Annotated in this window: 18 protein-coding genes and 1 pseudogene; 11 read left to right on the top strand and 8 right to left on the bottom strand. The window is 73.0% G+C overall.

Annotation, left to right across the window (positions count from 1 at the left end; all coding sequences use genetic code 11):
- The first annotated feature begins 213 nt into the window (after positions 1-213).
- The 6 genes from HF526_RS03910 (at position 214) to HF526_RS03885 (ending at position 8,868) form a co-directional block, all read left to right on the top strand.
- A complete protein-coding gene (locus HF526_RS03910) occupies positions 214-1,491 on the top strand; it encodes an MFS transporter (RefSeq protein ID WP_169379820.1) in 1,278 nt (425 codons plus the stop codon).
- 631 nt (positions 1,492-2,122) lie between these two features.
- Positions 2,123-3,391 (top strand): sensor domain-containing diguanylate cyclase, encoded by a 1,269-nt coding sequence (locus HF526_RS03905; RefSeq protein ID WP_169379819.1) that lies wholly within the window; start codon positions 2,123-2,125, stop codon positions 3,389-3,391.
- 334 nt (positions 3,392-3,725) lie between these two features.
- Positions 3,726-4,910 carry a GGDEF domain-containing protein gene (locus tag HF526_RS03900; RefSeq protein WP_169379818.1) on the top strand — a complete coding sequence of 395 codons (1,185 nt, stop codon included), beginning with the start codon at positions 3,726-3,728 and terminating at the stop codon, positions 4,908-4,910.
- A gap of 89 nt (positions 4,911-4,999) precedes the next feature.
- On the top strand, positions 5,000-6,970 hold the full coding sequence (dxs, locus tag HF526_RS03895; RefSeq protein ID WP_169379817.1) for a 1-deoxy-D-xylulose-5-phosphate synthase: 1,971 nt from the start codon (positions 5,000-5,002) through the stop codon (positions 6,968-6,970).
- Entirely contained in the window at positions 6,970-7,635 is a 666-nt protein-coding gene (locus HF526_RS03890; RefSeq protein ID WP_169379816.1) for a response regulator transcription factor, read from the top strand. The genes dxs and HF526_RS03890 overlap by 1 nt, the downstream gene beginning before the upstream one ends.
- A gap of 120 nt (positions 7,636-7,755) precedes the next feature.
- Entirely contained in the window at positions 7,756-8,868 is a 1,113-nt protein-coding gene (locus HF526_RS03885) for a sensor histidine kinase (RefSeq protein WP_169379878.1), read from the top strand.
- Between the two features lie 38 nt (positions 8,869-8,906).
- Here HF526_RS03885 and HF526_RS03880 read toward each other — a convergent pair whose 3' ends face one another.
- The 3 genes from HF526_RS03880 to HF526_RS03870 form a co-directional block, all read right to left on the bottom strand.
- Positions 8,907-10,157, bottom strand: a complete 1,251-nt coding sequence (locus tag HF526_RS03880) for a ribonuclease D (RefSeq protein WP_169379815.1) — start codon at positions 10,155-10,157, stop codon at positions 8,907-8,909.
- 2 nt (positions 10,158-10,159) lie between these two features.
- On the bottom strand, positions 10,160-10,813 hold the full coding sequence (locus HF526_RS03875; RefSeq protein ID WP_169379877.1) for a response regulator: 654 nt from the start codon (positions 10,811-10,813) through the stop codon (positions 10,160-10,162).
- Positions 10,814-11,149: 336 nt separating this feature from the next.
- The gene (locus tag HF526_RS03870; protein ID WP_169379814.1) at positions 11,150-11,737 is read right to left on the bottom strand and encodes a DUF3000 family protein; all 588 of its coding nucleotides are present in this window, start codon (positions 11,735-11,737) and stop codon (positions 11,150-11,152) included.
- A gap of 106 nt (positions 11,738-11,843) precedes the next feature.
- Between HF526_RS03870 and hemE the strand changes: the two genes are divergently transcribed.
- From hemE to hemQ, 3 genes are all read left to right on the top strand, one after another.
- Positions 11,844-12,929: a uroporphyrinogen decarboxylase gene (hemE, locus tag HF526_RS03865; protein ID WP_420821584.1), complete on the top strand. Its 1,086-nt coding sequence runs from the start codon at positions 11,844-11,846 to the stop codon at positions 12,927-12,929.
- Complete coding sequence (hemG, locus tag HF526_RS03860; RefSeq protein WP_169379812.1) at positions 12,929-14,395, top strand: protoporphyrinogen oxidase; 1,467 nt, start codon at positions 12,929-12,931, stop codon at positions 14,393-14,395. Before hemE ends, hemG begins: the two co-directional genes overlap by 1 nt.
- 116 nt (positions 14,396-14,511) lie before the next feature.
- Complete coding sequence (gene hemQ, locus HF526_RS03855; RefSeq protein ID WP_169379811.1) at positions 14,512-15,207, top strand: hydrogen peroxide-dependent heme synthase; 696 nt, start codon at positions 14,512-14,514, stop codon at positions 15,205-15,207.
- Between the two features lies 1 nt (position 15,208).
- Here hemQ and HF526_RS03850 read toward each other — a convergent pair whose 3' ends face one another.
- The gene (locus tag HF526_RS03850; RefSeq protein ID WP_211176725.1) at positions 15,209-15,691 is read right to left on the bottom strand and encodes a hypothetical protein; all 483 of its coding nucleotides are present in this window, start codon (positions 15,689-15,691) and stop codon (positions 15,209-15,211) included.
- A 96-nt stretch (positions 15,692-15,787) separates the two neighbouring features.
- Here HF526_RS03850 and HF526_RS03845 point away from each other — a divergent pair, with 96 nt between their 5' ends.
- Positions 15,788-16,834 (top strand): zinc-binding dehydrogenase, encoded by a 1,047-nt coding sequence (locus HF526_RS03845; RefSeq protein ID WP_169379810.1) that lies wholly within the window; start codon positions 15,788-15,790, stop codon positions 16,832-16,834.
- Between the two features lie 2 nt (positions 16,835-16,836).
- Here the strand turns inward: HF526_RS03845 and msrB are convergent, their stop codons facing one another.
- Positions 16,837-17,262, bottom strand: a complete 426-nt coding sequence (msrB, locus tag HF526_RS03840; protein ID WP_169379809.1) for a peptide-methionine (R)-S-oxide reductase MsrB — start codon at positions 17,260-17,262, stop codon at positions 16,837-16,839.
- 41 nt (positions 17,263-17,303) lie between these two features.
- Positions 17,304-17,609, bottom strand: a complete 306-nt coding sequence (locus HF526_RS03835) for a hypothetical protein (RefSeq protein ID WP_169379808.1) — start codon at positions 17,607-17,609, stop codon at positions 17,304-17,306.
- 102 nt (positions 17,610-17,711) lie between these two features.
- Here HF526_RS03835 and ligD point away from each other — a divergent pair, with 102 nt between their 5' ends.
- Positions 17,712-18,713 carry a non-homologous end-joining DNA ligase gene (ligD, locus tag HF526_RS03830; RefSeq protein ID WP_169379875.1) on the top strand — a complete coding sequence of 334 codons (1,002 nt, stop codon included), beginning with the start codon at positions 17,712-17,714 and terminating at the stop codon, positions 18,711-18,713.
- Positions 18,714-18,802: 89 nt separating this feature from the next.
- On the opposite strand, the gene HF526_RS03825 is transcribed toward ligD, so the two are convergent.
- Together HF526_RS03825 and HF526_RS35055 are read right to left on the bottom strand one after the other, a co-directional pair.
- On the bottom strand, positions 18,803-18,991 hold the full coding sequence (locus tag HF526_RS03825) for a CsbD family protein (protein WP_169379807.1): 189 nt from the start codon (positions 18,989-18,991) through the stop codon (positions 18,803-18,805).
- Between the two features lie 66 nt (positions 18,992-19,057).
- Positions 19,058-19,761 (bottom strand): annotated as a pseudogene (locus HF526_RS35055) (aldehyde dehydrogenase family protein).
- Positions 19,762-20,084: the final 323 nt, after the last annotated feature.

Here is a 20,084-nt window from a genome sequence, read left to right as displayed (position 1 = left end):
TCCCTCCGACACGGCGTCCGCCCGGCGCGTCAGATCAACCGTTCAGGGCAGTTCGAGTGTCCTGAGCTGACCTGGTGCGCACGGGTGCCTACGCTCGGTTCCGCCGTCATGCCGGGGGAAGCGGTTGTCGCGATCACTCGGGGGGCTCGCGCCGTCGCGATCCGCGCGCCCACTCGAGGTCGATGTGTCGCACGGGGGGAGGGGCGCGGCCTCATGCCGGGGGAGCGTGCGCGCGCGGCCGGGTTGAGCCAGGTCTTCGCCGTGGCCGAGTTCCGCGCTCTCTGGGGGGCCGAACTGATCTCGGTCGCCGGTGACCAGCTCGCCCGCGTCGCGCTGAGTGTCCTCGTCTACGGCCGCACCGGGTCGGCGGCCTGGGCTGCGGTGGTCTACGCGCTGACCTTCCTGCCCGCGCTGCTGGGCGGGGTCCTGCTCGGCGGGCTGGCCGACCGGCACCGCCGTCGCGAGCTCATGATCGTCGTGGACCTGCTGCGGGCGGTGTTGGTCGGTGCCATGGCGGTGCCGGGCATGCCGCTGTGGGCGCTCTGCACGCTCCTGGTGGTGGTGGTCCTGCTCGCCTCGCCGCACGGCGCGGCGCAGGCGGCGCTGCTACCGGCGGTGCTCCCCGAGGGCGACGCGTACGAGCGGGGAATGGCCGTCCGGCAGATCACCAACCAGGCGGTCCAGCTGCTGGCGTTCACCATGGGCGGGGCGCTCCTGCTGGTACTGAGCCCGGCAGCCGCGCTGGGGCTCAATGCCGTGTCGTTCGTCGCGTCCGCGGTCATCCTGCGCAAGGGGGTGGCTGCGCGCGACACCCCGCGCGACGACGTCGCGCGCTCCTCCGGCCGGGCGCCGGCCACCGAGATCCTGCGCGACGGCGCCCGGGCGATCCGGATGGTGCTGTCCGATCCGCGGCGCCGGTCGCTGCTGTGCCTGGTCTGGCTGGTCGGCTTCTACGTCGTGCCCGAGGGGCTCGCCGCGCCGTACGCCACTTCGCTGGGCGGCGGGCCGGCCGCGATCGGCCTGCTCATGGCCGCGGACCCGGCGGGGAGCGTGCTGGGCGCCTTCCTGTTCACCCGGCTCGTGCCGGCGGAGCGGCGGCCCAGGCTCATCGGCTGGCTCGCAGTGGCCGCCGGGCTCCCACTGGCCGCCTGCGTGCTCTCTCCCAACCTGCCGGTCTCGATCCTGCTGTGGGCGCTCACGGGTGCATTCGCCACCGCATACCTGGTGCAGGCCCAGGCGTCGTTCGTCCGGGCCACCCCCGATGCCCAACGGGGTCGCGCGGTGGGTGTCGCGGCGTCCGGTCTGGTCGCCGCCCAGGGTCTGGCGGTGCTGCTCGGCGGCCTGCTCGCGGAGCGCTGGTCGCCCACGACCGCCGTGGCGGTCTGCGGCGCCGCCGGGGTGGTCGCGAGCGCCGTGGCCGGGTACGCCTGGTGGCAGGCCGGCCAGGAGCGGCGCACGGCGGCCGATGCCGGGGCGCTCGAGTGCGGCTGATCCGCGTGGATGCTGCATCGGTGGGCACGACCTCTTGTCCTCTTGTCACGCATGGTGGGCTCTCCCCTCTCGGTGTCGTCGACGAACAGCGATCCGGGTGGCGTCACCAGCTCTTGTTGCACACGATTTCCCCTCCTTTCGTGAGTCGTCGGCAGGTCGTACGGGTCGACGGGTCACCAGCTCTTGTTGCGCATCAACGTTCCTCTCCGCCGGTCGAATGATCGATTCGCTGAATGGCCAGCACATCTTGTTGCGCCAGCTGTGTTACGCACTGTGAGTTCTCCTCTCCGGGTGCCGGCGCGGGACATCGATCCCGCCCCTCGATTCCATCTCGGGGATATGGCCGGTGATCACCAGCTCTTGTTGCGCACGATCTGCACTCCCGTCCGCCGATCCGCGCGCAGTGTTGACGTTCCGTGTCGAATGCCGTTCGTCACGCCGACTCCTCGTCCGACCTCTGGCTGAGTGACACTCTCGGGCTCATCTACTAGGCTCACATGCGGTGACAGGCGAATGACTGAGAGTATGAATGGCCAGTAATCCGGTTGACGAGACCGGGCCGGGAGAAGCGCCGGCTCGGCCGTCGAAGGCCGGCCAATGGGCCGTATGGAGCATGCCCGGGCGAGTTCTCATGCCCGTCTTCGTGGTCGAGCTGACCGCGTTGGCACTGGTCCTCACCCACATCCCGGGTACGCATGCCGACCGCGGGGATCTCGCCATAATGGTCACCCTCTGCGTTCTCGGCGTGTTGCACACCGAGATCGCCGTCGGCGTGGAACGCATTCGGCGGCGGGTCACCGAGGCTGCTCCGCACGTCGACCTCAGCTCGGTGTGGACGTTCGCCGGTGCCGTCCTCCTGCCACCGGCACTGGCCAGCGGCGTGGTCGTCGTCGTGTTCACCCATCTCTGGTGGCGGGCCTGGCGTCCCCGGGTGCCCGTCTACCGCCAGATCTTCAGCACCGCGACCGTCGTCCTCGCCTGTCACGGCGCCTCCGCCGTGCTGGTCTATCTGGGCGTCGGCAAGCTGGGTACCGGCGTCGGTGCCGGCGGCGCGCCGATGGCCCTCGTCCTGGGGCTGCTGGCCTACACGACGGTCAACAGCGGTCTCATCGCCGGCGCCATCGCCGTGAGCACCCCGCATGCGACCGCGTCCCAGGTGCTCGGCCACTGGGACGAGAACATCCTCGAGATCGCGACCCTGTGCCTCGGCGCGCTCGCCGCCGCCGCGCTGGCCATCAACCCCTGGCTCGTCGTGCTGGTGCTGCCGCCCCTGCTGGTCCTGCACCGCGCCGTCCTGGTGCGGCAGCTCGAGCAGGCGGCCAGCACGGACGGCAAGACCGGGCTGCTCAATGCGGCGGCCTGGCACACGCAGGCCGAGCGGGAGGTCCGCCGGGCCCGGCGCCAGAACGCCGGCGCCGCGGTGCTCATCCTCGATCTGGACCACTTCAAGGCGGTCAACGACCGGCACGGGCACCTGGCCGGCGACCAGGTGCTCTCCTCGGTGGCCGAGGCACTGCAGGCCGAGGTCCGCGACAACGACCTGGTCGGCCGGTTCGGCGGCGAGGAGTTCGTGGTTCTGCTGCCCGGCCTCGACGGCGGCAGCTACGGCCGTGAGGAGCTCGAGGCGGTCGCCGAGCGGATCCGCCGCCGGGTCGCCCGCCTCGCGGTGCACATCCCCACGCCCGACGGGCGGCTGACCGTCACCGGGCTGAGCGTCTCGGTCGGCGGAGCCCGGTTCCCCGACGACGGCGCCGACCTCAAGGGACTCATGGAGGTCGCCGACTCTGCGCTCTACGCGGCGAAGCGCGCCGGCCGCAACCTCGTCCGGATGGGGCTGCACGGTCCCGGCCCGGCACCGCTGTCCCGCGCGGCCACCGAGCCGCCGGTTCAACCGTCCTGAGCGGCGGCCCGGCGGCGCGCTCCGACGTGGGCACTCACGTCGCACGGTTACGCACAGCCACTTTTCCGCGCGCGGTCCCGTCACTCCCCGCTATGGGCTTCTCGATGTTTTCCACCCCGTCGGGCGATCTTGGCGGCACTGACACCGAACGGCTGGGTCACTAATCTCGACCCACGACACCAACAGTGTGCGTGAGGGGGACTCTGTCGTGTACGAGTCGTCGCCTTGGCCACGCTGGATCACCCGATGGGCCGTGTGGTCGCTCGGCGGCCGGGTGGTCCTGTCACTCCTTCTGGTGGAGTCGGCAGTCCTTTCATTGGTCGTATTGAGTGCGATGGCCGACCCGATCACCGGCAGCCAGGTCGTCATCGCCGGGTGGCTGGTCCTTTTCGGGCTGATTCACATCGAAGTGGCCACCGGCATCGAACGGGTCCGGCGCCGGGTGGCCGGCACGTCCTACTTCGACCTCAGCTCGGTGTGGACGTTCGCGGCCGCCGTGCTGCTGCCGCCCGTGCTGGCCGCCGGTGTGATCGCGGCGCTGTACCTGCATCTGTGGATCCGGGTCTGGCGGCCCGCCCGGGTGCCGCTCTACCGGCACGTGTTCACCACGGCCACGGTCGTGCTCGCCGCGTACGCGGCGCACGCCGTCGTGAGTCCGATCGGTGGCGTGCACGGCTGGCCGCAGGACGCGTCCACCCTGGGCGCGCTGGCTCTGGCCGTCCTCCTCTACGTCACCGTGAACACCGCGCTCGTCGGCTGCGCGATCGCCCTCACGGCCACCGGCGCGCGCCCCGGCGATGTGCTCGGCCACTGGGACGACAACGCCCTCGAACTCGCGACGCTGTGCCTGGGAGCACTCGCCGCAATGGCGCTGGTCGCCAACCCGTGGCTGATCGTGCTGGTGCTGCCCCCGCTGCTGGTCCTGCACCGTGCGGTGCTCGTGCGTCAGCTCGAGGAGGCCGCGAACACCGACGGCAAGACCGGGCTGCTCACCGCGGCCGCCTGGCACCACGGCGCGGCCCGTGAGCTGCGCCGTGCGCAGCGCAGCCGCGGCGCGGTGGCCGTGCTGATCCTCGACCTGGACCACTTCAAGGCCGTCAACGACGAGCACGGCCACCTCGCCGGTGACGAGGTGCTGGCCGCGGTCGCCGGCGCGCTGCGTGCCGAGGTCCGGGAGAACGACCTGGTCGGCCGGTTCGGCGGCGAGGAGTTCGTCGTGCTGCTGCCCGACCTTCCGCTCGAGCGTTCCGGTCGCAGCGAGCTGCACGCCGTCGCCGAGCGGATCCGGCACCGGGTCTCGATGCTCGACGTCACCGTGTGCACTCCCGAGGGCGAGTACACGGTCACCGGACTGAGCATCTCCGTCGGCGGGGCGACGTTCCCGTCGGACGGGGGCACCCTCGAGCAGGTGCTCGCGGTCGCCGACCGGGCGCTCTACGCAGCCAAGCGCGACGGCCGCAACGTGGTGCGGATCGCGCCGGCGCCGCAGGTGCCCGCGGCGCGCAGCGCCACCGCCTGATCTCCCCGTGCGCCCGGGCGCCGCAACCGCGGCGATCCCGGTCCGCCGCCGGGGGGTGCGAAGATCCGGGCGTCCGTAAAGTAGGTCCTGTGAGCGTCCTGCGATCCGTCCGTGGCCCGGCCGATCTGAAGCGGCTCGGTCCCGCCCAGCTCACGGAGCTGGCGACCGAGATCCGCCAGTTCCTCGTCACCTCGGTGTCCCGCACCGGTGGCCACCTCGGCCCCAACCTCGGGGTCGTCGAGCTGACGATCGCGCTGCACCGGGTGTTCGACTCACCCCGGGACAGCATGATCTGGGACACCGGGCACCAGGCCTACGTGCACAAGATGCTCACCGGCCGCCAGGAGGGCTGGGACCGGCTGAAGAAGACCGGCGGCCTGTCCGGCTACCCCAGCCGCGCCGAGAGCGAGCACGACCTGGTCGAGAACAGCCACGCATCCACGTCGCTGTCCTGGGCCGACGGCCTCGCCCGTGCCTACGCCCTCACCGGCCAGCAGCGGCACGTCGTCGCGGTCGTCGGCGACGGTGCGCTCACCGGTGGGATGGCCTGGGAGGCGCTGAACAACATCGCCGCCGGCAAGGACCGCAACATCGTCATCGTGGTCAACGACAACGGCCGCTCCTACGCCCCGACGATCGGCGGGCTGGCCGACCGGCTCGCGTCGCTGCGGCTGCAGCCCGGTTACGAGCGGTTTCTCGAGGCCGGCAAGCAGACCCTGCGCGGGACCCCTGTCGTCGGGCCCGCCCTCTACGCGGGCCTGCACGCCCTCAAGGCCGGGGTCAAGGACGCGATCAGCCCGCAGGAGCTGTTCTCCGACCTGGGCTTGAAGTACTTCGGGCCCGTCGACGGCCACGACATCGCGGCCATGGAGTCGGCGCTGCGCCGGGCCCGGCACTTCGGCGGGCCGGTGATCGTGCACGCCGTCACCCGCAAGGGCAACGGCTATCCGCCCGCGGAGAACGACGAGGCCGAGCAGATGCACAGCCCGTCGGCGTTCGACCCGGAGACGGGCCTGCCGACGGGGCCGCCGTCGGTGGGCTGGACCAGCGTGTTCGCCGAGGAGATGGTGGCGCTCGGGGCCCGGCGCGAGGACATCGTGGCGATCACCGCGGCGATGCTCGGCCCGACCGGGCTCGTCCCGTTCGCCGAGGCCTACCCGGAGCGCTGCTTCGACGTCGGGATCGCCGAGCAGCACGCGCTGACCTCCGCAGCCGGACTGTCCCTGGGCGGCCTGCACCCCGTCGTCGCGTTGTACTCGACGTTCCTGAACCGGGCCTTCGACCAGTTGCTGATGGACGTCGCGCTGCACGGCCGGGCCGTCACCCTGGTGCTCGACCGGGCCGGGGTCACCGGCAGCGACGGACCATCGCACAACGGGATGTGGGACCTGTCGATCCTCGGGATCGTGCCCGGGATGCGGGTGGCGGCCCCGCGCGACGCCGCCACGCTGCGCGAGGAACTGGCCGAGGCGGTCGCGGTGGACGACGGCCCGACGGCGCTGCGTTTCCCCAAGGGCGCGGTGATCGAGTCGGTGCCTGCGGAGCGCCGGATCGGCGGGGTCGACGTGCTGCACGAGCCCATGACGCCGGCGGGCGGGTCCGCGAACCTCGACGAGGCGGTCGACGCGTCGGTGCTGATGGTGTGCGTCGGCGCCTTCGGCGAGCTGGGTGTGGCCGCGGCCGAGCGGCTGGCCCGCCAGGGCGTCGGGGTGACCGTCGTCGACCCTCGCTGGGTGCTGCCGGTTCCCGAGGTGCTGATCGGACTGGCCCGGGCGCACCAGCTCGTCGTCACGGTGGCCGACGGCGGGCGACACGGCGGGTTCGGCTCCGCGCTGGCCGACGTGCTGCGCGCCGCCGAGGTGGACGTCCCGTTGCGTGACCTGGCACTGCCCCAGGAGTTCCTCGAGCACGGCAGCCGGCCGGACGTGCTGGCCGCGGTCGGGCTGACCGCGCAGGACGTGGCCCGCCGGGTGACCGAGTGGGCGGCGGCGCTGCCCGGGGCGCGGGTGCCGGGGCCGGTTGCGGCCGAGGCGGCGGAACCGGAGGAGCAGACGCACTGATGCGGGTGCTCATCGTGGAGGACGAGCGGCCGCTCGCCGACGCCGTGGCTCGCGGGCTGCGCCGGGAGGGCATGGCCGTCGACGTCGCCTACGACGGGCTCAGCGGCCAGGAGAAGGCCACGGTCACCCGCTACGACGTGGTTGTCCTCGACCGCGACCTGCCCGGCATGTCCGGCGACGAGCTGTGCGCCGAGATCGTCGCTTCCGGGGCGACCACCCGGGTGCTGATGCTCACCGCCAGCGGCACGCTGGCCGACAAGGTCGACGGGCTCTCCCGTGGCGCCGACGACTACCTGGCCAAGCCGTTCGACTTCCCCGAGCTCGTCGCCCGCTGCCGGGCCCTGGGCCGGCGCGCGACCCCGGCCGTGCCGCCGATGCTCGTCGCGGGTGACCTGGAGCTCGACCCGGCCCGGCGCACCGTGCGGCGGGCCGGCCGGCCGGTCGAGCTGACCCGCAAGGAGTTCGGCGTCCTCGAGGTGCTGCTGGGCGCCGGCGGCGCGGTGGTCAGCAGTGAAGAGCTGCTGGAGCGCGTCTGGGACGAGAACGCCGATCCGTTCACCACCACGGTGCGTGTGACTGTGATGACTCTGCGTAAGAAGCTGGGCGACCCTGCGATGATCGAGACCGTGGTGGGTGCCGGCTACCGGGTACCGGCCGCGGGCTGAGCAACCGTGGCCGAGCTCGCCAGGTCATCAGCCGACGACGGCCGGCCGGTGACGCCGGGCGCGGGACGCCGGGGCGCGCGGCGACACGGTGGGGGACCGGGGCTGCGTCCCCGGCTGACGATGCTGAGCACCGCGCTGGTGGCGCTGGTGAGCGCGCTGCTGCTGTGGCTGGGCTGGCTGCTGGTCGGTGGCGTGGCCCGGGCCGTCCCGGCGCTCCCGGAGGGCAGCACGGTCCGGGTGGGTGGCCGCGACGTGCCCGCCGACCAGCTCACCGAGGCCGTCGGGGCGGCCGCCCGGGCCGAGGTGCTCCGCGCCGGGTTCATCGCGTTCCCGCTGGTCGTCGTGGCTGCCGGGCTCGTGTCCTGGGTGCTGGTCGGGCGCGTGCTCGCCCCGCTGCACGCGGTGACGGCCACGGCCCGCCGGCTGACGGCGGAGTCCCTGGACGAGCGCACCGGGCTCCGCGACGCGCGCGGTGAGGTCGCGGAGCTCGTGGCCGGGTTCGACGCGATGCTCGACCGGTTGCAGGCCGCGTTCGACGCGCAGCGCCGCTTCGTCGCCAACGCCAGCCACGAGCTGCGCACCCCGCTGTCGGTGCTGCGCACCGAGGTCGACGTGACGCTCGCCGACCCGGCGGCTGACGTCGCGGAGCTCCGCCGGATGGGCGCGGTGGTGCGGGAGGCCACCCGGCGCGCCGACGACCTGATCGCCGGGTTGCTGCTGCTGGCCCGGACCGAGGCGGCCGAGCACGTCGAGGCTCACCCGGTCGATCTCGACGACCTGCTTACCGGCGTCCTCGCCGCGACCCGCCGGGAGGCCGCAGCCCGGGGTCTGCGGGTGCAGGTCCGGCGCGCAGCGGCGCTGACCACCGGCGACCCGGTGCTGCTGGAACGGGTGGCCGGCAATCTGGTGGAGAACGCCGTGCGGCACAACGTGGCCGGTGGCTGGGTGGACGTGTGCACGGCGGTGGCGCCCGGGGGCTGGGCGGAGCTGCGGGTCGCCTCCACCGGCCCTGAGATCGCCGTGGACCGTGTCGAGGAGCTGTTCGAGCCGTTCCGTCGCGGCCCCCGGGATCGCACCGGCGGCGCACCGGGCTCCGGGCTCGGGCTCTCGATCGTGCGGGCCGTGGTGCTGGCGCACGGGGGAACGGTGCAGGGCGAACCGGTGCCGGGCGGGGGGCTGGCCGTCACGGTCCGTCTGCCCGGGCGCGCCGAGCGGGCGGCGTCCTCGACGTAGCCGGCGCGGATCCGGTCGCCGTCGCCTGCCGGCCTCCGCTAGGAGTGGGCGTTCAGCGCCTGCTCGAGCAGGGGAGCGGTGAGCTCGATCTGCCACGGCCGTGCCCCGCCGGAGCGCAGCGCCTCGGCCACGGTCTCGCCGGAGCCGTCCGGTGGCGGGGACCAGCAGATGCGCCGCAGCAGGTCGGGTTGCAGCAGGTTCTCCACCGGGATCGACCACTGCTCGCTCACCCGGGCGATCGCGGACCGAGCGGCGGAGAGCCGGGCGGCCGCCTCCGGGTCGCGGTCGGCCCAGCGGGCCACCGGCGGCGGGCCGTCGTTGGGCGCGGAGGAGCGCGGCAGCTCGTCGGGGCTCAACCGGGCGGCCGCCGACAGTGCCGCGTACCAGTAGTGGGTCAGCCGCCGCTGCGAGCGGCCGCGGAACACCGGCATCGCGGCCAGCGCCTGCGGGGAGTCCGGTGCGGCGATGGCGGCGTCGACGATGGCCGCGTCGGGCAGCACCCGGCCCGGCGCGATGTCGCGTTCGGCGGCCAGCTTGTCGCGGGCCTCCCACAGCGACCGGACGCCGGCCAGCGGGCGCGGCTTGCGGACCTTGTGGATCCCCGACGTGCGCCGCCACGGCTCGGCGCGCGGCGCCGGTGGCGGTGCGGTGCGGACGGCCTCGAACTCCTGCTCGGCCCACTCCAGCTTGCCCTGCTCGGCGAGCATCTCGGCCAGCACGTTGCGCAACTCGATCAGCACCTCGACGTCGAGTGCCGCGTAGATGAGCCAGTCCTCCGGCAGCGGACGGCGCGACCAGTCGGCCGCCCCGTGACCCTTCTCCAGGGACAGGCCCAGCAGCTGCTCGACCATCGGGCCCAGGCCGACCCGTGGTAGTCCCACGAGCCGGCCGGCGAGCTCCGTGTCGAACAACCGGGTCGGGGTCAGTCCCACCTCGGCCAGGCACGCCAGGTCCTGGGACGCCGCGTGCAGCACCCACTCCGGCCCGGTGAGGGCAGGGGCGAGTTCGGACAGGTCACTGCCGAGCGGGATGGGGTCGATCAGGGCGCTGCCGGCCCCGGCCCTGCGCAGCTGCACCAGGTAGGCGCGCTGCGAGTACCGGAATCCGGACGCCCGTTCCGCGTCGACCGCGATCGGGCCGTCCCCGGCGGCGAACTCGGCGGCCGTGCGGGCCAACTCGGCCCGGTCGGCGACCACCGAGGGCAGCCCATCGGCCGGCCGCAGCAGCGGAACCGGTTCGTTGACGTGCTCACCGGTTACAGCGCCGGTGCGGTCGGCCGAGGCGTTCAAGGTCAGCGGATGACCCCGGCCCGCATCGCGAGCGCGACCATCTGAGCCCGGTCGCCGGTACCGAGCTTGCGCCCGATCCGCGACAGATGGCTCTTCACCGTGAGCGCGGACAGGCTCAGCGCCTCCCCGATCTCCTTGTTCGACTGCCCGTCGGCGACCAGCTGGAGCACCTCCACCTCGCGAGCCGACAGCTCGCGCGGTGTGTTGTCGGTGCCCGGAACCCGGGTTCCGGTGGCGAGCAGCGGGGCGACCGTCGGGTCGGCGTAGACGCCGCCGTCCAGCACCCGCTTCACGCCGTCGGTCACCACGGCAGGCGACGCCGACTTCAGCAGGTACGCCTGCGCACCGGCCTGGAAGGCCGACCGCACGGCGTACGGATCGTCCGAGGATGCGAGGACCACCAGCCGGTTCCAGCCCATTGACCGGAGTTCGGTCACCAGGTCCAGACCGCTGCCGTCCGGGAGACCCAGATCGAGGATCGCCAGATCGCAAGGCCCGTTCGCCTGCGCTCGAGCACGTGCCTCGGCCACCGAAGCGGCCTCGTGCACGGTGCCCGCCCCCATCGAGCGCAGCCGTGCGGCGATCGCCTCACGAAGCAGTGGATGGTCGTCGACCACCAACACTGAGAACAGTTCTTCCCGCGGGTGCGGGACCATGGCGGGCGACAGCACGGCTCCTGTCGAGCCGCGCAAGGGTGCGCCCTGGCCCACAACGGCCACGTCACTACCTCCCTGGAGTCGGTCGTTGCCCCCCGACCGGCACCAGACCCTCGGCCGACGGAGAGTTGCGCCCGACCGCCCGAGGAGGTGTCGTGGAGGAAGCGTAGCCCCCCAAGCGGTCTAACGTCGTGTATCCGATCGCACTTTCTCGAAGGAAAGTTACAGCGTTGTCGAACGCCGATGACACGTTCGGGTGGGCCACGACATGCTGGGGCGCAAGGAAGAGGCAGGTAGACCCTGGAATGGGGACGTTCGGCACTGGCGTCATCGCCGTTAGACCGTTCGCTGGACGAGTGAGCGGGCTCCCACCGGGGGGAGCCCGGCCGCGGTGGCGATGAGGGTGCAGAACGCCTCGGCGTGCGGGGCGAGGTCGGTTCCGGTCGGGGTCCAGGACGCGCGCAGCTCGACGTCGTCGTCCCGGCGCGGCCCGGAGATGTCCCCGAAGCGCACCGAGGAGGTCTGGGTGACGGTGCCGCCCAGGGCGACGTGATCGGCGCCCGCCTGCTCCAGGGCTTCGGTCAGCCAGGACCACCCGACCACGGGGAAGAGCTCGTCCCCGAGCTGCTCGGGCTCCAGGCGGGCCTGGACGAAGCAGACGAGCCGGAAGGTGCCCTCCCACTTGTCCTGCCCGGCCGGGTCGTGCAGCAGGATGAGCCGGCCGGAGGTGTCCGGCTCGTCGAGGTCGTCGAAGCCGTCACCGCGGTGGCCGATGTCGGCCTCGACGCTGAACGCCCACGAGTAGGGGGCCAGCCGCGGCGGGGCCTCCAGTGCGGAGACCACGAGCTCGGGCCGCGGCCGTACGGCGGACAGGGACGCGACCGCGCGGCGGAACTGGGGTGGTGGTGCGGTCACGTCAGGCACGAGCGGGGACTCTAGGTCGCGAATCCGGCACTGGGGGGCAGGCGCGCCGGGATCCGATCGGGCGACGCTGCGGAGCACATGGGAGGATGACCAGGTCATGACTGCGCTGCCGAACGCCGCCCCCGCCGTCCCTCACCGGTCTGCCGGCTCCCCGGGGCCCCGGCGCGACCTGAGTTCGGCGCCGTTCCTGGCCGCCGCCCGCGGGCAGCGGCCCGCGCACCTGCCGGTGTGGCTCATGCGCCAGGCCGGGCGGTCGCTGCCGGAGTACCGGGCGCTGCGCGCCGACACCGGCATGCTGCAGGCCTGCCTGACCCCGGACCTGACCTGTGAGATCACGATGCAGCCGGTGCGCCGGCACGGGGTCGACGCGGCGATCCTGTTCAGCGACATCGTGGTCCCGCTCTACGTCGCGGGCGTCGGGGTGGACATCGTCCCGGGCACCGGGCCCGTCGTCGGGCGCCCGGTGCGTACCGCGGCCGACGTCGAGCGGCTGCCGCGCCTGGAGGCCGAACAGGTCACCCCGGTCACCGACGCGATCGCGCTGCTGCTCGCCGAGCTGGGGCAGACGCCGCTGATCGGGTTCGCCGGGGCGCCGTTCACGCTGGCCTCCTACCTGATCGAGGGCGGCCCGAGCCGCAACCACGAGCGCACCAAGGCGCTGATGCGCTCGGCGCCGCAGGTGTGGCATGCGCTGCTCGGCCGGCTCGCCGACCTCACCTCGGTGTTCCTGCAGGCGCAGGTCGAGGCCGGGGTCGACGCGGTGCAGCTGTTCGACTCCTGGGCCGGGGCGCTGTCCGAGCGCGACTACCGCGAGTTCGTGCTGCCGCACTCGGCGTCCGTGTTGTCGCGGCTGGCCGACGCGGGGGTGCCGCGGATCCACTTCGGGGTCGGCACCGGCGAGCTGCTCGGCGCGATGGCCGAGGCCGGGGCCGACGTCGTCGGCGTGGACTGGCGGGTCCCGCTCGATGTCGCCGCGAAACGGGCCGGCGGCACCCACCCGGTGCAGGGCAATCTCGACCCGGCGGTGTTGTTCGCGGACTTCGGGTCCGTCGAGGGCGAGGTCCGGCGGATCGCGGCCGAGGGGCGCCGCACACCGGGGCACGTGTTCAACCTCGGGCACGGCGTGCTGCCGGAGACCGACCCGGACGTCATCACGCGGCTGGTCGAGCTGGTCCACGACCAGCCGGTCTAGTGGCCGCGCCGCGCGTCGCCGTCGTCGGCGCCGGGATCTCCGGGCTCGCCGCGGCGCACCGGTTGCGGGCGTTGCTGGGCCCCGGCGCGACGATCACCGTCCTGGAGCGCTCCGACCGCATCGGTGGCGTGCTCCGCACGGTCGATCTGGCCGGGGTGCCCTACGACGTCGGCGCGGAGGCCTTCCTGGCCCGCCGCCCCGAGATCCCCGCGCTGGCCGGTGAGCTCGGGTTGACCGACCGGATCGTGCATCCCACGGGCGCCGCGGCGTCCATCCGGGCCGGGGGGCGGACCGTGCCGTTGCCCGGCGGCACGTTGCTCGGGGTCCCGACGAGTGCGGCCCGGCTGGATGTGGTGCTCTCCGCCGCCGGGCTCGACCGGGTCGCGGCCGAACCGGCGCGGCCACTGCGCTGGGAGCCCGGAGCCGATGTCGCCCTCGGCGCGCTGCTGCGGGGGCGCTTCGGCGACGAGGTGGCCGACCGGGTCGCCGACCCGCTGCTGGGTGGTGTCTACGCGGGCCGGGTCGACGCCCTGGGGATGCGGGCGACGGTGCCCGCCCTCGCCGCCGCCCTGGACGCAGGCGCCCCGTCCCTCACGGCCGCCGCCGACTCCGCCCTCACCCCACCCCCCGCGAGTCGGCAGTTTCGGGAGGGTGAGTCGTCGCACACGGTTGCCGCGGGCCCGGTGTTCGGCGCGCTGCGCGGGGGCTACCGGGTCCTGCTCGACGCGCTCGCCACGGCCTCGGATGCGGACATCCGGCTGAACACCACGGTCCGATCCTTGGAACGGACCGCCGCCGGGTGGCGGCTCACGTGCGGCCCGGCCACCGCCCCCCAGGCCCTCGACGCCGACGCAGTGCTGCTCGCCGTGCCCGCACCGGCGGTGCGCCGGCTGCTGGCCGACGCCGTCCCGGCCGCCGCCGCGGCGGCGGGGGAGATCGAGCTCGCGTCGTCGGTCGTCGTCGCGCTGGCCTACCGGGGGACCGACACCGCGTCGCTGCCGCCCACCTCCGGTGCGCTGGTCGCGGCCGACGAGCCGCTGTCGATCAAGGGTGCGACGCACTCGTCGAACAAGTGGGGGCATCTCGCGGCCGACGCCACCGACGGCCTGGTGCGGCTGCGCACGTCGCTGGGCCGGTTCGGTGAGACGGCGACCCTGCAGGTCGACGACGCCGAGCTCGTCGCCCGGGTCCGGGCCGACCTGGCCGCCCTGACCGGCGTCACCGCGGCGCCGGTGGCCGTGCACGTGCAACGGTGGGGCGGTGGGCTGCCGCAGTACGCGGTGGGGCACGGCGACCGGGTGCGCCTGATCGAGGCCGCGGTGGCGGCGCTGCCCGGGCTGGCCGTTGCCGGGTCGGCGCTGCACGGGGTCGGGGTGCCGGCGTGTGTCGGCACGGCGCGGTCGGCGGCGGAGCGGGTTGCCGCGTCGCTGGTCGCTTCGTCCGGCCGCGACTCGCGCGCGGGCTGACGGCGGTTCGCCCTCCCGGAAGTGACGACTCACCCTCCCGAAAGTGACGACTCGCGGAGTTGTGAGGGGTGGCACCAGGGGGGTGCCGGTCAGCGGGGGCGTGGCAGCATTGGGCTATGGCACGCCTGGACTACGCCGAGCTCAACGACACGATCCGCTACACCATGTGGTCGGTCTTCCGGGTCGAACCCGGGAAGCTGGGGGAGGACCGCGCCGCGGCCGCGACCCAGGCGGCCGAGTTCATCGAGGCCCTCGAGGGCAAGGGTGTCGTCGTCCGCGGGGTCTACGACCTCGCCGGCATGCGGGCCGACGCCGACTACATGATCTGGTGGCACGCGGAGCACATCGAGGCGTTGCAGGCCGCGTACGCCGATCTGCGCCGCACCACCGCGCTGGGCCGGGCCAGCGTCCCGGTGTGGAGCCAGGTCGCGCTGCACCGCCCGGCGGAGTTCAACAAGAGCCACATTCCGGCCTTCCTGGCCGGTGAGGAACCCAAGCGCTACGTCAGCGTCTACCCGTTCGTGCGCTCCTACGAGTGGTACCTGCTGCCCGACGCCGACCGCCGCAGGATGCTCGCCGACCACGGCAAGGAGGCCCGCGACTACCCCGACGTACGGGCCAACACGGTGCCGGCGTTCTCGCTCGGCGACTACGAGTGGATCCTCGCATTCGAGGCCGATGAGCTGCACCGGATCGTCGACCTGATGCGGCACCTGCGTGCCACCGAGGCCCGGCTGCACGTGCGCGAGGAGATCCCGTTCTACACCGGGCCCCGGGTGCAGATCGGCGACCTCGTCGCGACTCTGCCGTAAGTCAGCCCCACCGCTCCCACACGGCGAGGCTCTGCGCGCCCATCCCGTTGTCGTGGATCCGCTGGAAGTTCCGGCCGCCCCGGGCGAACGCGCGCACCGTGCCGGCCGGGACCTCCTGCCCGGGTACGGCCGTCCAGGTGCAGTCCCGGACGTGCACGAGGTCGACGGCCCGCGCGGCGGCCGAGCCGTCGTAGCGCCAGGGGCCGGCGAGCCGGCCGAGGTGGTAGTCGCCGTCCCCGCCGCGGGTCCACACGAACGCCCCGTCCGGAACCTCGGCGAAGCGCCCCAGCCGGGCGGCGGTCCGCTCGGCGTACCCGGCGGCGACCCGGGCGATCGCGTCGTCGAGGTCGTCGGGCGCGGGATCGATGGTCCCGCCGACGCCGCAGAGCCCCTCGGCCAGGGCCCGGTCGACCCCCGGCGGGACGCCGTCGCGGCGCGATCGCATCGGGGCGCGGTAGACCATCGGCTCGGCGTCTGCGGCCATACGGACGAGCGTAGGCGCGGCCGCGTCTCATACTGAGACGCGATGTGACCGTCGTCTCACTAGCGTCGATGCTCCATCGCGCCGAGGGAGCAGTTGATGAAGGCACTCGTTTATCACGGTCCGGGCCAGAAGTCCTGGGACACCGTCGCCGATCCGAAGCCGGTCGATCCGACCGACATCGTCGTGCAGATCGACACCACCACCATCTGCGGCACCGATCTGCACATCCTCAAGGGCGACGTGCCGACCGTCGAGCCGGGGCGGATCCTGGGGCACGAGGCGGTCGGGACCGTGGTGGCCGTCGGTTCCGCGGTGAGCAGCCTCGCCGCCGACGACCGGGTGCTCGTCCCGGCGATCACGTCCTGTGGCCGGTGCGCCTACTGCAAGCGTGCGATGCCCAGCCATTGCCAGGCCACCGGCGGCATCGGCTGGATCTTCGGGCACCTCGTCGACGGCACCCAGGCCGAGTACGCGCGCGTCCCGTTCGCGGAGACGAGTGTGCACAAGGTGCCCGAGGACGTGACCGACGAGCAGGTGCTCTTCCTCGCTGACATCCTGCCCACCGGCTACGAGGTCGGCGTGCGCAACGGCCGGGTGAAGCCGGGCGACGTGGTGCTCGTCGTCGGTGCCGGTCCGGTCGGGCTGGCCGCGATCCAGACCGCCGCGCTGTCCGGCGCGGCCCGGATCATCGCCGTCGACGCCGCCGAGTCCCGGCTCGACCACGCCCGCCGTTTCGGTGCCGACGAGACGATCCGCGCCGGCGACGACGCGGAGGCGCGGATCGCAGTGCTGACCGACGGCGGCCTCGGCGTGGACGTCGCCATCGAGGCGGTGGGCGTCCCGGAGACCTTCGATCTGTGCACCCGGGCGGTCCGCCCCGGTGGGGTCGTGGCCAACATCGGCGTGCACGGGGCGCCGACGACGCTGCACCTCGAGGATCTCTGGATCAAGAACGTGACGATCACGACGGGGCTCGTCGACGGCACCACGGTGCCGATGCTGCTCAGCCTGGTGCGCTCCGGCAAGATCAAGGCGGAGCTGCTGGGTACGCACGACTTCGGGTTGGACGACATGCTCGCCGCCTACGACACCTTCGCCGAGGCCGGCAAGCACAACGCGCTGAAGGTCGTGATCAGGCGGTAGCCCTACTCGGTCTCCGGGACCAGCGTGAGCGAGACCGAGTTGATGCAGTACCGCAGGTCGGTGGGGGTGCCGTAGCCCTCACCCTCGAACACGTGGCCGAGGTGGCTGTGGCAGGACGCGCACAGCACCTCGACGCGGCGCATCCCGAGGCTGTTGTCGGCGCGCTCGATGACGGCGTCACCGGCGAGCGGGGTGAAGAACGAGGGCCATCCGCAGTGCGACTCGAACTTGGTCTCGCTGCGGAACAGTTCCGCGCCGCAGGCCCGGCACTCGTACACCCCGGCGGTCTTGGTGTCGGTGTACTCGCCGGTGAACGGCCGCTCGGTACCGGCCTGGCGGAGGACCTGGTACTCGGCGGGACTGAGCTGCTCGCGCCATTCCTGGTCGGACTTGACGACCTTGGGCGCGCGTTCGGTGACCGGATCCATGCGTCCACGCTAACCCGTCGTGGGCGTGCGTGCCGCAGTGCTCAGGACCAGCTGGCGAGGACGAACAGCAGGGTGTTGTAGGCCACGTACAGCGCACCGAGCAGCAGCAGCACCACCAGCAGCACCGCACTCCAGCGGCGGCCGCCCTCGGCCCGGTTGGCGGAGTCGGCGAACTCGCTCACCCCGGCGAGGTAGCCCTCGACGGTGAACGCCGGGTGCTGCTGTTGCATCCGGTCGAGGTGCGCTGCGAAGGCCTGCGCCTCCGGGTCGTCCGGGTCGAGACCCAGCAGTTCGTCGTCGAACTGCGAGGACCGTGCCGGCCGGTCGGGTCCTCGGGGATCGGGCATGGGTCGAGGGTAACCGGCGCGACCGACGCCGGCGGGCGATCAGCCGCGCCACGGGTCCGGGAAAGCGGTAGCGTCCCGCCGGTGGCCGGCAAAAACGTGGAGATGCTCGCCGTGCCGGGGCCGGACGGCGACCGCGAGGTCCGGCTGTCCAACCCGGACAAGATCTACTTCCCGGAACGCGGGATCACCAAGCGCGAGGTCGTCGAGTACTACCTGGCGGTCGCCGAACCGATGCTGCGGGTGCTCTACGACCGGCCGACGAACCTCAAGCGGTTCCCCGACGGTGTCGACGGCGAGCCGTTCTTCGCCAAGCGGGTGCCGAAGGGGGCCCCGTCGTGGGTGGGGCAGGTGACGGTCACGTTCCCCAGCGGCCGCAAGGCCGAGTCGGTGTGCCCGTCGGAGCCTGCGGTGATCGCCTGGGCGGCCAATCTGGGTACCCTCGACTTCCACCCGTGGCCGGTGCGCCGGGCCGATCCCGACCGCCCCGACGAGCTGCGCATCGACCTCGATCCGCAGCCCGGCACCGGGTTCGCCGACGCCGTGGCGGTCGCGGCAGTGCTGCGCGAGGTGCTCGGCGAGGCCGGGCTCGTCGGCTGGCCGAAGACGTCGGGCGGGCGCGGGGTCCACGTGTTCGCGCGCATCCGCCCGGAGTGGTCGTTCGTCGAGGTTCGCCGCGCGGTGATCGCCATCGCGCGCCGGGTGGCCGAACGGATGCCCGGCCGGGCGACGGTCGACTGGTGGAAGGAGGAGCGCGGTGAGCGCGTGTTCCTCGACTACAACCAGGCGGCCCGGGACCGCACGATCGCGTCGGCCTGGTCGGTGCGCGGACTCCCGCGTGCCACCGTGTCGATGCCGGTGAGCTGGGCGGACCTGCCGTCGGTGGAGCCGGCGGACTTCGACGTGCGGACGGTTCCGGGACTGCTCGCCGAACGTGGCGACCCGCATGCCGGGATGGACGCCGAGGTCGGCGGGCTGGAGGTCGCCCTGGACTGGTTCGCCGCCGACGAACGCGACCGCGGGCTGGGGGAGCTGCCCTACCCGCCGGAGTATCCGAAGATGCCGGGCGAGCCGATGCGGGTGCAGCCGAGCCGCGCCAAGCGGTAGCGCGTCGCCACGGCCTCGGGTGCGTGAGCGGGCGCGGCGCGGGCCCGGTCACGTCGACGCGACCGGGCCCGGGCCCGGGCCGTCTTCCCTCAGTCCTTCTTGAAGACGTCCTTGGCGGCGTCCTTCACCTTCTCGCCTGCCTGCTTGATGCTGCCCTTGGCCTGGTCACCCTTGCCCTCGGCTTCGAGTTCGTGGTCGTCGGTGGCCTTGCCGGCGGTCTCCTTGGCCTTGCCCTTCAGCTCGTCGGCCTTGTTGTCGATCTTGTCGCCCATGGCCATGAGACGTCTCCTCTCGTCGTCGGGCCCGGTGTCGCGGGGCCCTCGGGTTGCGGTTCCATCAGCGGCCTACCCGATCGGTGCGCCGGGCAAGCGTGCACCGCGGCCGGACTGTTCCTCTCCGTCGATCCAGACGGTCTTGGCGTTGACGAACGAGCGCGGCCCGAACTGTGCCAGCTCTCGGCCGTACCCGGAGTTCTTGGCGCCGCCGGAGGGGACATCGCGCGTCGACTCGGTGAACCTGTTGATGTACATCATTCCGGTCTCCATCTCGGCGACGACCGCTGCTGTTCGGCCGGGTCGCGGGTCCAGGAACTGCCGCCGAGCCCGAACGGGGAGTCGTTGGCGATCCGGATGGCCTCGTCGGCGTCGCGGGCCCGCCAGACCAGGGCGACCGGGCCGAAGAACTCCTCGTGGTGGCTGGGGGATCCCGCGGGGATGTCGGTGAGCACGGTCGGTGGGTAGAAGTTGCCGGGCCCGCCGAGCGGCTTGCCCCCGGTCAGCAGCCGGGCGCCCGCCGCCGTCGTGTCGCGGACCTGCTGGTCGATGGTCTCGACCGCCTCCGGTGACGACAGCGGGCCCAGGTCGGTGGTCTCGTCGGCCGGGTCACCGACCGTGATCGCCTCCATCCGTTCGACGAGCCGGCGGGTGAACTCGTCGGCCACGTCCTCGTGCACCACGAACCGCGTGGCGTTGATGCAGGACTGGCCGTTGTTCAGGGTCCGCGAGGTGACGGCGGCCGCGACCGCGTCGTCCAGGTCGGCCGAGGGCATCACGATGAACGCGTCGCTGCCGCCCAGCTCCAGCACGCTGGTCTTGATCCGGCAGCCCTTCGCGCACTTGTGCGCCTCGGCGGAGAGCGCCAGCTTCCGCTCCAGCTCGTCGTCTGTGAGGGCGTCGAAGGTGCGGATCTGCTCGCTGGTCGCCGGATCGGTGGTCGCGATGGCCACGAGGGGCCCTCCCTGAGCTCGACGGACAGGTTTCTTCCCGGCCCTACCTCGGTGGAGTCCACCGGGAACGTCCTGCGACCGGCGTCGCGCTCGCTGCCCGCGTTCGGGCCGGGCACGTGTGCGCCGACGCCCGTGCGGGGTACGCG

It is taken from the genome of Pseudonocardia acidicola, from assembly GCF_012911935.1.
GTDB classification, from domain to species: domain Bacteria; phylum Actinomycetota; class Actinomycetes; order Mycobacteriales; family Pseudonocardiaceae; genus Pseudonocardia; species Pseudonocardia acidicola.
Note: the sequence above shows the minus strand (reverse complement) of the source record. Positions and strands in the feature narration are given on the sequence as shown.

Excerpts from the sequence above, each read along its gene's own strand:
- hemQ (WP_169379811.1), top strand. The coding sequence starts at position 14,512 with ATGGCACGCCTGGACTACGCCGAGCTCAACGACACGATCCGCTACACC.
- HF526_RS03910 (WP_169379820.1), top strand. The coding sequence starts at position 214 with ATGCCGGGGGAGCGTGCGCGCGCGGCCGGGTTGAGCCAGGTCTTCGCC.
- HF526_RS03845 (WP_169379810.1), top strand. The coding sequence starts at position 15,788 with ATGAAGGCACTCGTTTATCACGGTCCGGGCCAGAAGTCCTGGGACACC.
- HF526_RS03875 (WP_169379877.1), bottom strand. The coding sequence starts at position 10,813 with ATGGTCCCGCACCCGCGGGAAGAACTGTTCTCAGTGTTGGTGGTCGAC.
- HF526_RS03835 (WP_169379808.1), bottom strand. The coding sequence starts at position 17,609 with ATGCCCGATCCCCGAGGACCCGACCGGCCGGCACGGTCCTCGCAGTTC.
- ligD (WP_169379875.1), top strand. The coding sequence starts at position 17,712 with ATGCTCGCCGTGCCGGGGCCGGACGGCGACCGCGAGGTCCGGCTGTCC.
- HF526_RS03905 (WP_169379819.1), top strand. The coding sequence starts at position 2,123 with ATGCCCGTCTTCGTGGTCGAGCTGACCGCGTTGGCACTGGTCCTCACC.
- HF526_RS03890 (WP_169379816.1), top strand. The coding sequence starts at position 6,970 with ATGCGGGTGCTCATCGTGGAGGACGAGCGGCCGCTCGCCGACGCCGTG.
- HF526_RS03850 (WP_211176725.1), bottom strand. The coding sequence starts at position 15,691 with ATGGCCGCAGACGCCGAGCCGATGGTCTACCGCGCCCCGATGCGATCG.
- HF526_RS03900 (WP_169379818.1), top strand. The coding sequence starts at position 3,726 with ATGGCCGACCCGATCACCGGCAGCCAGGTCGTCATCGCCGGGTGGCTG.
- HF526_RS03885 (WP_169379878.1), top strand. The coding sequence starts at position 7,756 with ATGCTGAGCACCGCGCTGGTGGCGCTGGTGAGCGCGCTGCTGCTGTGG.
- HF526_RS03825 (WP_169379807.1), bottom strand. The coding sequence starts at position 18,991 with ATGGCCATGGGCGACAAGATCGACAACAAGGCCGACGAGCTGAAGGGC.
- msrB (WP_169379809.1), bottom strand. The coding sequence starts at position 17,262 with ATGGATCCGGTCACCGAACGCGCGCCCAAGGTCGTCAAGTCCGACCAG.